The organism is Nostoc sp., assembly GCF_036916575.1.
GTDB lineage: Bacteria > Cyanobacteriota > Cyanobacteriia > Cyanobacteriales > Nostocaceae > Nostoc.
Genome location: NZ_JBALGC010000028.1, coordinates 1 through 14,480, shown reverse-complemented (window position 1 = coordinate 14,480; position 14,480 = coordinate 1). Strand labels below are relative to the sequence as shown.

Genomic DNA, 14,480 nt, shown 5'->3' with positions numbered 1-14,480 from the left:
TGCGTTAGCCTACGGCATGACACACCCTACTAATTTTCTCAGGGTCTTTCCCCAATAACCAATGTCCTAATTCAAAAAGGCGGTAATTCTTTAAGAATTGTGAATCGAATATGATTAATCGCCAAATCACCGATGGGAATATCTTGTTTGGTTAACCGCGCACCTTGACTTGTCACGGTTTCAAAGGTGATACCTTTGCCAATTTCAATGTGATACCAGCATAAGCCCATAAAAAAGCGCGTCGGATAAGGCCCACCTTCACCCACATCGTCAGGATTTGATTCCATTGGCAACCAGCCAAAATTCGGTACGTAGAACTCCAGCCAAACATGATTAAAGTCAGGTTGTAGCGGCACTCCTTGTAAATCACTATGGGGAGGACATTTGTACCTACCTACGGTACGACAGGGGATGCCATTTAAACGGGATAGGGCAAGTAAGACGCCAACATATTCACCACAGGAACCAACGCCCCGTTCTAAGACTATATCTGGCGTGTCAATATAAGGTTTAATACCGTAGGATAACTCATCATACACGTAGTTACGGATGCGGTGCATCTTCCGCAACACATTGGTTTCAGAACCAATCGCTTCTCTGGCAGCACGGCGAACAATGGTAGTATCCATTGCTAAATCGTCGTCATCCACTAGGTAGCGTGTTTGTAATTCTGGGGACAGTTTGGGTATATCTTCTACATCTCTGGGTGTGATGCGATACTTAATCCCGCGAACTTCCAAAAGTGCTTTCCAGCCGAATATATGGCGTTCTCCTGGGGTAAGAGAATCAAATTTAAAGACTGCTACACGTTGCCCCTCAATCACTTCTTCAGTAAAGGGTATACCAATGGGTTCAACATGTTTCACCTTTTGACGCTCTGTTTCGGATGGTAGGGCAATGCGCCATTCTACCTCAGGTAAATAAACCTCGTCTAAAGGAGCAATTTCCTCAGCATAGGACATTTCAATCAAATAGCCATTAGAGAGGGCGTAGCGCTTATCTGGCTGGTAATGATAATACAGAGGGTGAATAAAAGTGCGATCGCGGAACGTTAGCTCATGACTCGGATCAGCATTTGGGTTGTCCCGAATATAAGGCTCCTCTGAAGCGTAAGCAACGTAAATACTTTCTTTGCCTGTTTCGCTATTTTTATGTATCGCTATGCCTGTGGGACATTCAAAGGGTGTCAGGACACTGAATTTAAGTTCTCCCGTCGCCCTGTCCATCGCGTAAACTGATTGTTCAGTGCGATCGCAAATCCATAGCATTTCTTGACTGACTGCCAAATTCTCTACCCCAACTCCAGGGGCATAAAATCTAGTAATTTCTTTTCGCGTTTCGCGGTCATAAATCAAAATGTAGCCCAACCTTTGGCAGGTGAGGTAAACTGTTGTTTCCCAAACAGCAACGCCGTCAGCCTCATAAGGCAATGTCACAAAATGTTCCAGATCCAAAGCATTGAGCTTGCACAAGTAAACACTATTTTCTCGGCTCACCCACAGAGTATCTTCCCATGCCGCTAGACCAGTGACATCGGTAAATTCTTTAACTTGATGGGGATTGAGAATTTTGCTGTTGTCAGAAGTGGGATCAATTTCCAGTAGATGTCCTTTAATACTGTCAATCGCAATTAGTCTATCTTTAATGAAAGTAATGCCACACAGGGTAGCAGCAGTAAGCGGTCGAATTGTTTTTTGCCCAAACATCTGGTTTGCGGTCGTGGGGAGTGCAAAACTCATATTAAGCATATTTATTGAATGGTTTAACACGCCTAAGTAATTCAAAATTAAAAATTCGGCTTGAAAAGTTTGCTAGGTCAAAAAACTCTACTGGTATGCGAGTTGGCTTGAGCGAGTAAATACACCAGCGACTGGCTTAACTTTTCGCAAAATTCAAAATAGAGAAATGCAATCGTGCCATGCATCTTGGCTATTGACTAGATGTAAATTAAAGCAATGGCAGCCTAAAATTAATTGTGGCATATGCTTTTGTAACAAAGCTTCAAAGCTCTATTACTTACAATTATCGGTACAATATGTTCCGAAAAACTCTTTCGTAAGAAATAACACTATCTGAAAAAAGTATAGATTTACAAATGTTAAGAATTACATATACATTCATCCAACTGGGCAACAGCCATAATGTAACTTTAAAAGATGTTTTTTAGCCATCACTAAATTATTATGTATGATCAAATTTTGTAACCATTTCCTGTAACCTACACGATGTCTGCTAATTCTCTGCCTGAAGGTGCCGCCGTTTGGCATAGTTTAGAAGTTGATAAAGCGTTAGACTTGCTCGATAGTAACGCAGACAGTGGCTTAACATCCCAAGATATTCAACAGAAGTTGCAAAAATACGGCCCCAACGAATTAGAAGAAACTGCTGGCCGTAGTGCTTGGGAAATTCTGCTGGATCAGTTCAAGAACATTATGTTGTTGATGCTGATTGGCGTAGCTCTGATTTCTGGATTTTTAGACCTGATGCGTTTGCAGTCAGGCAATTTGAAGCCCGGTGAAGTGCCATTTAAAGATACGATCGCTATCTTAGCAATTGTCATCCTCAATGGCATACTCGGCTACGTCCAAGAAAGCCGTGCCGAAAAAGCCCTGGCAGCCTTGAAAAAAATGACCTCTCCCTTAGTGCGGGTCATCCGCGACGCTAGACTGGTGGAGATAGCAGCCAAGGAACTAGTCCCAGGGGATGTAATGCAGCTGGAAGCTGGGATGCAGATAGCCGCAGATGGACGCTTGATAGAAGAGTCTAGTTTACAAGTGCGGGAGTCGGCATTGACTGGTGAAGCCGAAGCAGTGAATAAACAGGCATCACTAAAATTGCCGGAGGAAACATCATTAGGCGATCGCCTAAATGTGGTGTTTCAAGGAACCGAAGTAGTCCAAGGACGAGCCAAAGTTCTGGTGACTAACACTGGAATGACTACAGAACTAGGCAAAATTGCCACCATGTTGCAGGCGGTGGAAAGTGAGCCGACACCGTTACAGCAGCGGATGACTCAACTGGGCAATGTCTTGGTTACGGGCTCTTTGATTCTTGTGGCGATCGTCGTCGCTGGCGGTGTGATCAAGGACGGAGGTTTTAAAAACATTCAAGAACTCTTGGAAGTTTCCTTGAGTATGGCGGTTGCTGTGGTGCCAGAAGGTTTACCAGCCGTAATTACCGTCACTTTGGCACTGGGAACCCAGCGAATGGTGCGCCAAAATGCTTTGATTCGCAAATTGCCAGCAGTGGAAACATTGGGTTCTGTAACTACCATCTGTTCTGATAAAACCGGCACGTTGACTCAAAACAAAATGGTGGTGCAATCGGTTTTCACTAATAACAGAACTTTTGGCGTCACCGGAGAAGGTTATACTCCCACAGGGGATTTTCAGTTAAATGGTCAAAAAATTTCCCTAGAGGAGTCGCCAGAAATCTCAGCGTTGTCAGTCGCCTGTGCTGTTTGTAATGATTCTGTGTTGCAAAAAGAAAAAGGAGAATGGGCAATATTGGGAGATCCCACAGAAGGGGCATTGTTAACACTGGCGGGAAAAGCGGGAATTGAAAAAGACCAGTGGAACAGTAAATTAACTCGCGTTGCAGAGTTTCCCTTTTCCTCAGAACGCAAGCGAATGAGCGTGATTTCTCAGGTGCAGGAAGTCGCAACAGGTGAAGCATCTTTGAGAGGCGTTGACCCAGCGATTACTAGTTTTCTCCAATCTGAACCTTACTTAATGTTTACCAAAGGTTCTCCAGAGTTAACCTTGGCACGTTCTACTCAGATTCATTTGGGTAATGACACAGCCCCCTTGACTGAAGAACAACGCCAAAAAATTTTGGCAGAAAATGACCAAATGGCGAGTAAAGGTTTACGGGTACTAGGTTTTGCCTACAAACCCCTGACACAGATCCCACCGGAAGGTTCAGACGAGATATTTGAGCAAGAATTGGTGTGGCTGGGATTGGTGGGAATGCTGGATGCGCCACGCCCAGAAGTAAGGGCAGCAGTCCAAGAGTGTCGGAATGCAGGTATTCGCCCAGTAATGATTACTGGTGACCACCAGTTAACAGCACGAGCGATCGCTACCGATTTGGGAATTGCCCAAGAAGGTGACCGCCTCCTCACAGGTCAAGAATTGCAACGGATGAGTGACCAGGAACTAGAGCAAAACGTTGACCTGGTGAGCATCTATGCTAGGGTTTCCCCAGAACACAAACTGCGAATTGTTCAAGCACTGCAACGCCGGGGCAGATTTGTAGCGATGACAGGCGATGGCGTCAACGATGCCCCAGCCCTCAAACAAGCTGATATCGGCATTGCGATGGGCATTACTGGCACCGATGTAAGTAAAGAAGCCAGCGACATGGTGTTACTTGATGACAACTTTGCTACCATTGTCAGCGCCACCAAAGAAGGCAGAGTTGTTTACACCAATATCCGCCGTTTTATCAAATACATCCTGGGCAGTAACATTGGCGAAGTTCTCACAATAGCATCTGCACCATTAATTGGTTTGGGAGGCGTTCCCCTTACCCCCTTACAAATTTTGTGGATGAACTTGGTAACAGACGGTTTACCAGCTTTGGCATTAGCTGTGGAACCTCCAGAACCGGATGTGATGCAACGTCCGCCTTTTAGTCCCCGCGAAAGTATTTTTGCTAGGGGATTGGGTTCTTATATGATTCGCATTGGAATCATTTTTGCCATTATCACCATTGCCTTGATGTGGTGGGCTTATCAACATACCCATGCCGCTGGGTATCAGGGCGATCGCGATGCTTGGAAGACGATGGTATTTACTACCTTGTGTATTGCCCAAATGGGACATGCGATCGCCATTCGCTCCAACAACCGACTGACTATCGAGATGAATCCCTTTTCTAATATCTTTGTACTAGCGGCTGTTGTCGTGACCACAATTTTACAGTTGATGCTAGTTTACGTCCCGCCCCTACGAGAGTTCTTTGGTACTCACTACCTGAATATGCAAGAGTTGGGGGTTTGTATTGGCTTCAGTGCCTTAATGTTTGTCTGGATTGAATTGGAGAAGGTATTTTTGCGGATTATGGGCAAGAAGGCTGTGTAAATAGGGCATTGGGCAATGGGGCATTGAGCATTGGTTATTCCCCTCTGCTCCCCTGCTCCTCTGCTCCTCTGCTTTTTCCCCAGTACCCAGTACCCAATCCCCACTATGTACCTCAAAACTCTAAACCTCCGACAATTTCGCAATTATCAAGACCAAAAGGTTGAGTTTAATGCTGCCAAAACAATTTTGGTAGGTAATAATGCTCAGGGAAAGTCGAATTTGTTGGAGGCGGTGGAGTTGCTGGCGACATTGCGATCGCACCGAATGGCCCGCGATCGCGATTTAGTTGAAGAAGGGGAAGCCATAGCCCAAATTAATGCTACTCTTGAGCGACAAACAGGCGTTAGTGACCTGACTTTAACCCTGCGCCGCAATGGTCGCCGTAGCGTTGCTCTCAATGGTGAATCTATACGCCGTCAAATGGATTTTCTCGGCGTTCTCAATGCAGTTCAATTTTCCAGCTTAGATTTAGAACTAGTACGTGGCGGTCCCGAAGGTCGCCGCAACTGGTTAGATACACTCTTAATTCAACTCGAACCAATTTATGCTCACATTTTGCAGCAGTATAACCATGTGTTACGCCAGCGCAATGCCTTTTTAAAAAAAAATCAGGACTCAGCACTAGACACTCAGTACTCAGAACTTGCAGTGTGGGATGCACAGTTAGCTACCGCAGGAACAAGGGTAATTAGACGACGCGATCGCGCCATACAACGACTAGCTCCCATTGCTACCGCTTGGCACGCCAGTATCAGTGGCAGTACAGAAATTCTGCAAATCAAGTACGTGCCTAATATTCCTTTAGAGGATAACCATCCAGAAGAAGTGCAGCAAGCTTTTTTAGCAAAAATTCAGCAGCGAACAATTGCTGAAATGCACCAAGGCACTACCCTTGTCGGCCCTCATCGCGACGAAATAGAATTAACTATTAACCAGACACCCGCTCGTCAATACGGTTCTCAAGGTCAACAACGAACGCTGGTTTTAGCCTTAAAATTAGCAGAATTACAATTAATTGAAGAAGTCGTCAAAGAGCCACCGCTGCTATTGCTTGATGACGTTCTTGCTGAACTTGATCTATCCCGCCAAAATCAGTTGCTTGATGCCATTCAAGACCGCTTTCAGACCCTGATTACTACTACTCACTTGGGTTCTTTTGATTCCCAGTGGTTGAAGTCCTCCCAAATTCTTTTTGTGAAAGCAGGAGAAATAATCTCAAATTAGTCACTTGTGACTTATCAAGATTAGACCTCTTGCATAAATGCTTAAATCGTCATATTAAGCGGAGCGATACATCTAGTGAGATTCTTCTCTCCACTGCGTTTCGTACCCTGCGGGAACGCTGCGCGAACAGAATGACATACCTGATTTTGGGACTTTTGCAAGAGGTCTATTGAACATAGATGATTAACTAATAATTAATCACGTTTTTCTAACCTTCTAAAAACGTTGAGAACCAGAAAAGTCAGTACAGCACCAATTAATCCTAACTGCCACAAACCACAGCCGGCAGCAATTCCCAAAGCAGCCGAAACCCAAATAGCTGCTGCTGATGTCAGTCCGTGAATTTCAAGTTGGTGTGATTGCTCGGAAGATTGACGTACAATTTCTCCAGCACCAAGAAATCCCACACCAGCTGCAATCCCCTGAATCACGCGGCTGAGTGCATCATGACTGGACTGTGATTCACCTGTTTGAATAATTATCAGAGTAAACATAGCTGAACCGAAACTCACGAGCATATGAGTTCTTAAACCCGCTGGTTTGCGCCTAATTTGGCGTTCTAAGCCGATAATTGCTCCAATAAACAATGCAATGCATAGCCTGAGGCTGAGATTTAGCCAATCATTAGTTGCAAGGTAGTAAGTATTTGGCAATGCTTAGTCTGGTATAAAGAATTTTATATAGCTCAATTAACAAGACATGGGGCTTCAGCCCCTTGTTAAAAGTAGGCAAACTTCCGTCACAGTGTACTAGGTTAATTAATAATATTTTTACAAAAAAAATAGTGCAAAAATATCTTAATCTTTTATTGATGGAGTCTAATTCAACTGGTGCAATTTAATATCCGACATCAGATTTGGATTCTATCAATTCGGTAATACTTTTTTAGGTGCAAATCAATATCTTCCATTCTTAAGATTATTTTCCAATAAGATAGAATTTTTATCAATAATAAATGAAGGTTTGCATTGTTAAATTATGACAATGTTCATAATCTGGGCAAAGGACATAAATTTAACTTTTTTATATAGCTTTTTGACTATTTCAAATGACTGAACTATAAAATTCTACCTCGAATTGCTAGATTTAACCCATACACTTAATAATTAAATATGATACTGCTATCTACAACTCGATTAAACAACTAAACCCCCGGTTTCAGGGAAGAGAGGCTAAATGAAGGAAAATATTTGATTTACAAAGGAGTCGAATTACAGCAATACATCGTGTAACTAGCAATTAACCACTAATAAGGTCGGCAAATTAAACGTAAATGCTGGAAACTCCTCTTAGTAGGGAGTCAGTGGATTTACGACTGATAACGTACCAGGAGGAAATGGCTGTGGCTACAAATAGATAACTGACAACTAACAAATTGAGTGGACAAACTCTACTGGCTAGACCAAATTAAATTACAAGACCGCGCCAAAGTAGGTGACAAAGCGTTTCACTTGAGCAGAATCATGCAGCGTGGCTATGCGGTGATGCCTGGTTTTGTCGTTTCGGCAGAAATTTTGCGACAATTTCTTGAAAATCTGAACAGTTCAGAGTCATTAGTGGCTGACTTACCCCATTCTTCGTTACACCTAGATGTAGCTAATTGGCGTCAACTTCAGCAGGTAGCTGGTCGCTTGCGCGAAGAAATTCTCACTGCAACTGTGCCACAGCAGTGGGTGAGTACAATTTTCCAAGCAGCTAGAGAATGGCAAACTGGCTGTTTGATTCTTCGACCTAGCTTGGCAGTATCAAATGCTACCCTAAGTATGAAGAATATATCTGGTTTGCTGGAGTCAGTGTTTTGCCAGTGCGAACCCGAAGCGATCGCAAGAGCATTAAAGCGTACCTGGAGCCAGATATTTCGTGCTAGAAGTCTACTATATTGGCAGCACTCAGGAATTAACCTGCAACAAATCAGTTTAGCAGTTTTGGTTCAACCTGTTGAGAATGCGATCGCCAGTGGTTTGCTCAGAGCCAATTCCTCTGGGTGGGAAATTGAAGCTACTTGGGGATTAGGAATTGCGATTACTCAAGGCGAAGTACAGCCAGATGTTTACTACATTCAACAGGCAACTGGGGTTGTGCTTGAGCAACAGCTCGGCAATAAAATGCTGGCTTATGGTGTTGATAATGCAGCATCTGAAGCTTTTTTGCAAGCCGTGCCGAACTCAGTGCTAACATCAGATCACACTTGTCTGAGTACCTACGTAATTCAAGAAGCCCAACAAAAACAGTACGCTTTACAAGAAGAATACTTACAACAAATAATTGCTTTGGGAACTCAACTGGTGAGTGAACTAGGTAAAACTTTTACCATTAAATGGACTATCACTGGGCAAACTACATCTAGCAAGCTCTACATCACACAAGTTAGTTTTCCCCAATCTGTAATTCCCCACGGACACTTCATTAGGGGATTAGGAGCAGCAGGGGGACGTGTTGTAGCGACTGCCTTAGTAATTAATCCGCAACAGAAACTTGAACAACTACCCAAGGGAGTGATTTTAGTAGTACCAACGATCGCTCCTGATTGGTTACCATTACTGCAACAAGTTGCTGGTATTATTACCGAACAAGGTGGATTAACCAGCCACGCTGCAATTCTTGCCAGAGAATTAGGTATCGCAGCAGTAGTGAACGCAACATCTGCTACAAGCTTAATTCAAACTGGCGAACGACTGCTGCTTGATGGCGACAGAGGAGAAGTTTATCGGATCACAGCAGAAGGGGAAACTGGCACAAGGGGAGAAATGGAGAGGGGGAAAGTGGCAGAAAATCCTGTGTCTCTCCATCCCCCTATCTTCCCATACCATTCTCCTGCTCTTACTTCTCATCTACCTATGATTACTACCCAACTGTTGATTAACTTGAGTCAGTCTACTTTAATAGAACAAGTGCAAAGCTTGCCTGTGGATGGGGTGGGATTATTGCGCTCAGAATTGATGGTACTAAATATATTGTCTGGGCAACATCCCAATAGTTGGATTTTAGGCGGGCGTCAGGCAGAATTGTTAGAGCTATGGTCTGAGCAGATTATGCAGTTTGCCCGGGCTTTTGCACCAAGACCAATTTTTTATCGTTCTTTAGATTGGCGATCGCAGGATTTTCCATCATTGAGTGATAATTTACAATCTTCACTACAGTCGATATTAGGTGAACGCGGCACTTTTAGCTATTTACAAAATCCCGCAGTATTTGAGTTGGAACTGAAAGCTTTAGCGAGTGTACAGCAAGCTGGTTACAGCAATGTCAACCTACTGTTGCCTTTTGTGCGGACTGTGGAAGAATTTGTCTTTTGCCGTCGTAAAGTTGAGCAAGCTCTTTTAACCGAGGTGTCCCAGTTTCAATTGTGGATGATGGCAGAAGTGCCAAGCGTACTGTTTTTACTGCCAGAATATGTCAAAGCAGGTGCAGATGGAATTTCTATTGGTACAAACGACCTAACCCAATTGCTGCTAGGAGTGGATCGAGAACAAGGACAGCTAGCAAAAGTATTTAATGAACGTCATCCGGCAGTTATGAGTGCGATCGCTCAACTCATTCAAATTGCTAAAAGTGCCGGCATACCTTGTTCAATCTGTGGTCAAGCACCAGCCATTTATCCAGAAATCATCGATAAGTTAGTGGAATGGGGTATAACTTCCATTTCCGTTGAACCGGAAGCAGTCGAGCGAACATATCAGGCGATTGCTCGTGCTGAACAACGCCTAATTTTAGAAGCTGCACGACGAAAACTTCATTTGATTTAGGACTGCTATAGCACGTTCAACTTTATACAACACCGCCAAAATGTTCAATATCGGTAAATCGCTGCAACGGCTGTGCTATATGGAATCTGTTCTAGGGGAACAGCGTAAACCGTGCCACCGTTTAATAAAGTATGAGCAGCAACAAAATCCAACAAATCTTCATCACCAGTTTCTTTTTCTGGGTGCAAATAAACCGTTTCTGAAGTTGGATCGAATAAACCCCACTGTTGCTGACCAACTGCAACTACTAATGAATCCACTCGTTGATAATAAGCCGCTGAGACAATTTCTTGGAGGTTGTTAGATGCTTTACCACTATCACCACTAAACAATTGGTGAAATTGCTCTAAAACCCCTTGCTGCGACTTTTGGAAATCAGCTTCGACAATTGGCCAAACTTCGTTATGTAACTCTTGGGCGCTGAGAATTTCTGGATTACCAGTGATAGCTTCATCCATCAAATGCTGGTAAGTATTTGCTTGTCTATATAGGGGCAAGAGATACTCTACCCCAGCCAGTACCACAGGCGCTTTTTGCGATCGCAATTTTTCATGCAATGCGCCATCAACAATTTGAAAGAATTGTAGGATGTCTTCTTGGTGTTTATCCCTGTCGGGGCTTCCTTGCCCGTGAAACGTACCCGGCTGTGAAGAAGCATTGGCGGTTCCCCCTTTTGATGTTGCGATGCGAAACTGACCTTCTTTAGCAGTCTCGTCTTTTTGCAGAGCTTCATCTAGACTTTTAGGGAGATTTTCTACTTCCACCTGATTGATGCTGTAGCGTGTTCCTTCAAAGAACCTGACATCTTTTTGGCTCAAAGCCAGTATATAAAAACGACGATTGCCATTTAAAATTGGCAACAGTGGCTTGATGTGAAATCGGTCTGTAACCACGACCAACTCTTGAAAATCGATTGGCAGGGTATAATAGCGAAAAATATTTTCAGAAATAAAAATCGCCAGTCCTTGCTCTCCCATTTGCTCCCAAAACTCTTGGGTATCAATTTCATCGGATTTTTCCAACAATGCGATCGCTTCTTTCTGTTCCAAGCCTGCATCAACTAAACGGGTCTCCGCTTCCTTGACCAAATTTTTAAAGCGAATTGGGTCTTGTCGCACTTCTGGACCGGCTGGGTGCGTTGGCATATAAATTGAAACACAATTTCCTTTTGGCTGTTCTATTAATGCCTTTATTTCCTCTCTAGAGATTAATTGCATATCATACCCCTCCTATCAACATGACCAGATACATTAGACCAGACCATCGCTATTCAATGATCTAATAGGACGTTATTTTCACATGGTAGTGGTTGAAGTCCAACCCTTTGCTTCTGAGTTTATTTAACCTCAAGGAGGGTTTAGTTGCATCTTTCTTTTGACAAGAAATTACCTATTGTATACACTATTCTTTAGATAGATAAATAGGTGGCTCCAGAAGAATTATGAAGTCAGTTGTTACGAGGTTGGTTAAGTATGAGGTTTTGGAAGGAAGACTCAATAGAGTATGAGATATTCAAGCAATACGAATATGCATTATCTGCAATTGGTGTAGATTTTAGCAGAGAAGACGTGCAGGATATCTTAGAAGTTTGTTGTTTTGGACTTGAAGATGCTTTAAAAGCCGTCATTGCGTATTGGATTTGGTTGCAACAGCAAGAAAAACCAATGGAATATCCTAACGCTGTATTAATCCGCGCACTTGACGAACAGTGGAAACCAAAAAATTGGTATAATGAATGGCTTAGTTTACCTCAACTGCAATCTCAAGGACAAAGATGGTATGAGAGTGCTGCCAAGATTTGGGGTTATGATCTGCGTAATCAAGCTGTTGCAAATATTGCTCACGATCAAGGTAAAGAGTACATTGTATTCACTAATAGTAAAGAATTGCTGGTGAAGACTGCATGGCGTTGGGGATGGGAACGAGTACTTAACTACGCAACCACTTGATAAATAAATATTTTATTGCTCGAACATGATAGTTCTTTAGAGTTAATTGTGATTGATTACATACAGTTATCGACAGAAAACAATGATGAAAATCGTGCGCGAGAGTTAGCGAAGATTACACGTTCTCTGAAAGGACTAGCCAAAGAACTCAATTGTAATAAAAAACCTTCAATCATCGAGCATTTGGGGTGTTAGGATCGGCTGATTGTGTCTTGATAGGATATGCATCTTTTGGTTGCCTAACAAAACCTAAAGTTACTCGTTTCATAATCCAATACAAACCTGCAAGTACCACAAAGGTGATAGCAATAATTACTACGGGTTGTTTGCCAAGAATTTCTTCTACCCCTTTGGTGAGTACGGCATCGGGTTGAGTAATAAAATCCCAACTGTTGAAACGTAAAAATCGCCCCCAATAAACACCAACAGCGCAGAGAAAATGTGTAATCAATTCAAAGCGCCAAATCCATTGGCTCTTGCCGATGCGATGTAAGTAGTAACCCCAATTAATTAACGATATTACGTAAGCTTCAAATCCACCGAGAATTACTAACAAATATACGGGAATGAGTACTAAAGTAATCATCCAAACAGATTGAATCGTGCGGATATCATCTATCAGGTGAATTACATCAGTCAACAAATATGGTGCATTCGGTAAGAAAGCATAGAAAACTAAAAATCCTAGCCACCAAAGCCAAGAGCGACTACGCTGAAAGCGAAATAGCCACACACTCAAAGCTAAAGGTATAAAAGCCAGAAATAAATTCCAAGTCATCCAACTCATATTAATTTGCAAGACATGCATAACTCTGGCTATCAATTCTTCTTTCATAGGTGCTAACTTAGAAGATGTTTAACTGATCTAAATTTAGTTTGTAATATTAGTGTTAACTTTAGTGTTTGCCTGACAAAGTTTTTCTAGTCTCCAAGGAAATTGATTTCTTCCAACACCAGACAAGATTTTTGTGTCAGTTAAAAGTAAATGCATACTAATAGATGTCCGAAACGTAGGACTTTGTGTATTTCATCCTGGGGAATGAAATTTATCAATCAATAGGCTTAAGTCACTAGTATAGCCAGAAAATCATCAGGTTAAAATCTACCACAGATGGAAGTATGAATGGCAAAAACGCCATTGAATAACTTCCAGTAGACTTTTTTAATTGGAATGTTGCCCCTGTCCTAGCTATTATATTGATTTAATTTTGCCTTGCTAGAGTTCCAGAAGTATCCTAAAACTTTTGTCAAGAGTCTAAAACAATTGTCCTATCCCTTGAAAACTACCCATGTTAAATAACAAACGTAATAGCACTCGATTACGGCGGACGATCGCTTGTTTGGGTAAAGAGGGTCTTGGGCAGCTATTGACAAAATCCTGTGAACAAGCAGCTTGAGTAGGGGTTGCAGGGTTGACAACTACTTGATTGACCTCCAGGGAATTTCCGTTACTCAACTCCATATTAGGTGTAGTAGAGAGCGATGGAGAATTAGGCCTATATGTGTACGTTGCAGGTGTTGAGGAAGCGATTAGTAGATACCAACGACGCAGTAGAACCCAAATTGCCCGCAGATAACCCTATTAACAGCAAATCTCATACAATGGGCTACCTAATCCCCCATCAGATAGATTATTCAGGCTGGTTACAATACTTATTCATTTCATTCACTAACGTATCCGAGTGCTTGCCAATAGTTGTAGCTGTTGTCAGTGCTGAGTCAATTTCGGTTCTAGCCTCTTGGATTTTTTCTCTACCAGATGCCGAGGCTTCTGCTGTCTTGGTCGTACCAAGCGCCTTACCTGCTTTGGCGATCGCTTGACTAAGATTCTCAAAAATCTTCACAAAACCGCTTTGAAATTCTTTCAACTTAGGATCTGTTAAATTCAGTTCCTTAATCGATTTAGTCACAAATTCCAAATCCTTAGACAGCTGTATGCTGGTTATCACTTGCGTCCCTTTATTTTTATCAATTAGAGAAGTTCCTGCATTCACAACTCGAATCAGTCGTTGGCACTGGGAGACTTTATTTTCAGTGCAACTAGTAATGAACAAAGCAATGCTCAGGCTAACAGGAGCAATAACGGTATATTTATGTAAAACAGACATTAACACCCCAACAGCAATAAAACAGAGAATATAGTATCCAATATTATGAGTAAAGATAGTAACTAAGGTAGGGGGCAGAGTTAGAAAACTCTATTCATCCAACTTTGATTCTCATTAAACAGTATTTGAACTGCCATGCACCAAAATTTACATTCAACACCATACAGTAACTCTTAACACATAGCTTTGGCTACAAAAACTGTACTTTTACCTCAATTTTGGAATAATCACCTCATGCTTACAGTAGATTTCAAGTTGGGTGTTGTACACAAGCTAAGAGCTGATTCGTAAACAAAAGCTTAAGATGCCATTCGCTTTAACATCAGACGAATTAACGAGCCAAAAATCATAGCTTCACTTAATTCTGTA

General features: G+C 42.4%; 11 protein-coding genes. 5 read left to right on the top strand and 6 right to left on the bottom strand.

The genetic code is table 11. The features are described 5' to 3' along the window. Positions 1-71 precede the first annotated feature (71 nt). A complete protein-coding gene (locus V7L29_RS07345; RefSeq protein WP_334735015.1) occupies positions 72-1,739 on the bottom strand; it encodes a transglutaminase family protein in 1,668 nt (555 codons plus the stop codon). Between the two features lie 486 nt (positions 1,740-2,225). Between V7L29_RS07345 and V7L29_RS07340 the strand changes: the two genes are divergently transcribed. Beyond that, a complete protein-coding gene (locus tag V7L29_RS07340; RefSeq protein WP_334735014.1) occupies positions 2,226-5,084 on the top strand; it encodes a cation-translocating P-type ATPase in 2,859 nt (952 codons plus the stop codon). A gap of 105 nt (positions 5,085-5,189) precedes the next feature. Further along, complete coding sequence (recF, locus tag V7L29_RS07335) at positions 5,190-6,308, top strand: DNA replication/repair protein RecF (protein ID WP_334735013.1); 1,119 nt, start codon at positions 5,190-5,192, stop codon at positions 6,306-6,308. A 194-nt stretch (positions 6,309-6,502) separates the two neighbouring features. On the opposite strand, the gene V7L29_RS07330 is transcribed toward recF, so the two are convergent. Further along, positions 6,503-6,961 carry an MgtC/SapB family protein gene (locus V7L29_RS07330; protein ID WP_334688293.1) on the bottom strand — a complete coding sequence of 153 codons (459 nt, stop codon included), beginning with the start codon at positions 6,959-6,961 and terminating at the stop codon, positions 6,503-6,505. A 726-nt stretch (positions 6,962-7,687) separates the two neighbouring features. On the opposite strand from V7L29_RS07330, the gene V7L29_RS07325 reads away from it, so the two are divergent. Further along, complete coding sequence (locus V7L29_RS07325) at positions 7,688-10,054, top strand: putative PEP-binding protein (protein ID WP_334735012.1); 2,367 nt, start codon at positions 7,688-7,690, stop codon at positions 10,052-10,054. A gap of 44 nt (positions 10,055-10,098) precedes the next feature. Here the strand turns inward: V7L29_RS07325 and V7L29_RS07320 are convergent, their stop codons facing one another. Beyond that, on the bottom strand, positions 10,099-11,271 hold the full coding sequence (locus V7L29_RS07320) for a baeRF6 domain-containing protein (protein WP_334735011.1): 1,173 nt from the start codon (positions 11,269-11,271) through the stop codon (positions 10,099-10,101). Positions 11,272-11,526: 255 nt separating this feature from the next. Here V7L29_RS07320 and V7L29_RS07315 point away from each other — a divergent pair, with 255 nt between their 5' ends. Together V7L29_RS07315 and V7L29_RS07310 are read left to right on the top strand one after the other, a co-directional pair. Beyond that, positions 11,527-12,003: a hypothetical protein gene (locus V7L29_RS07315; protein WP_334735010.1), complete on the top strand. Its 477-nt coding sequence runs from the start codon at positions 11,527-11,529 to the stop codon at positions 12,001-12,003. A gap of 15 nt (positions 12,004-12,018) precedes the next feature. Beyond that, positions 12,019-12,198: a DnaB-like helicase C-terminal domain-containing protein gene (locus tag V7L29_RS07310; RefSeq protein ID WP_334735009.1), complete on the top strand. Its 180-nt coding sequence runs from the start codon at positions 12,019-12,021 to the stop codon at positions 12,196-12,198. Here V7L29_RS07310 and V7L29_RS07305 read toward each other — a convergent pair. From V7L29_RS07305 to V7L29_RS07295, 3 genes are all read right to left on the bottom strand, one after another. Continuing rightward, entirely contained in the window at positions 12,176-12,838 is a 663-nt protein-coding gene (locus V7L29_RS07305; protein WP_334688298.1) for a DUF1361 domain-containing protein, read from the bottom strand. The two genes, V7L29_RS07310 and V7L29_RS07305, sit on opposite strands and share 23 nt — an antisense overlap. A 420-nt stretch (positions 12,839-13,258) precedes the next feature. Further along, positions 13,259-13,465, bottom strand: coding sequence for a hypothetical protein (locus V7L29_RS07300; RefSeq protein WP_334735008.1), 207 nt, complete (start codon positions 13,463-13,465; stop codon positions 13,259-13,261). A 169-nt stretch (positions 13,466-13,634) separates the two neighbouring features. Beyond that, on the bottom strand, positions 13,635-14,111 hold the full coding sequence (locus tag V7L29_RS07295) for a hypothetical protein (protein ID WP_334735007.1): 477 nt from the start codon (positions 14,109-14,111) through the stop codon (positions 13,635-13,637). Between the last annotated feature and the right edge of the window lie 369 nt (positions 14,112-14,480).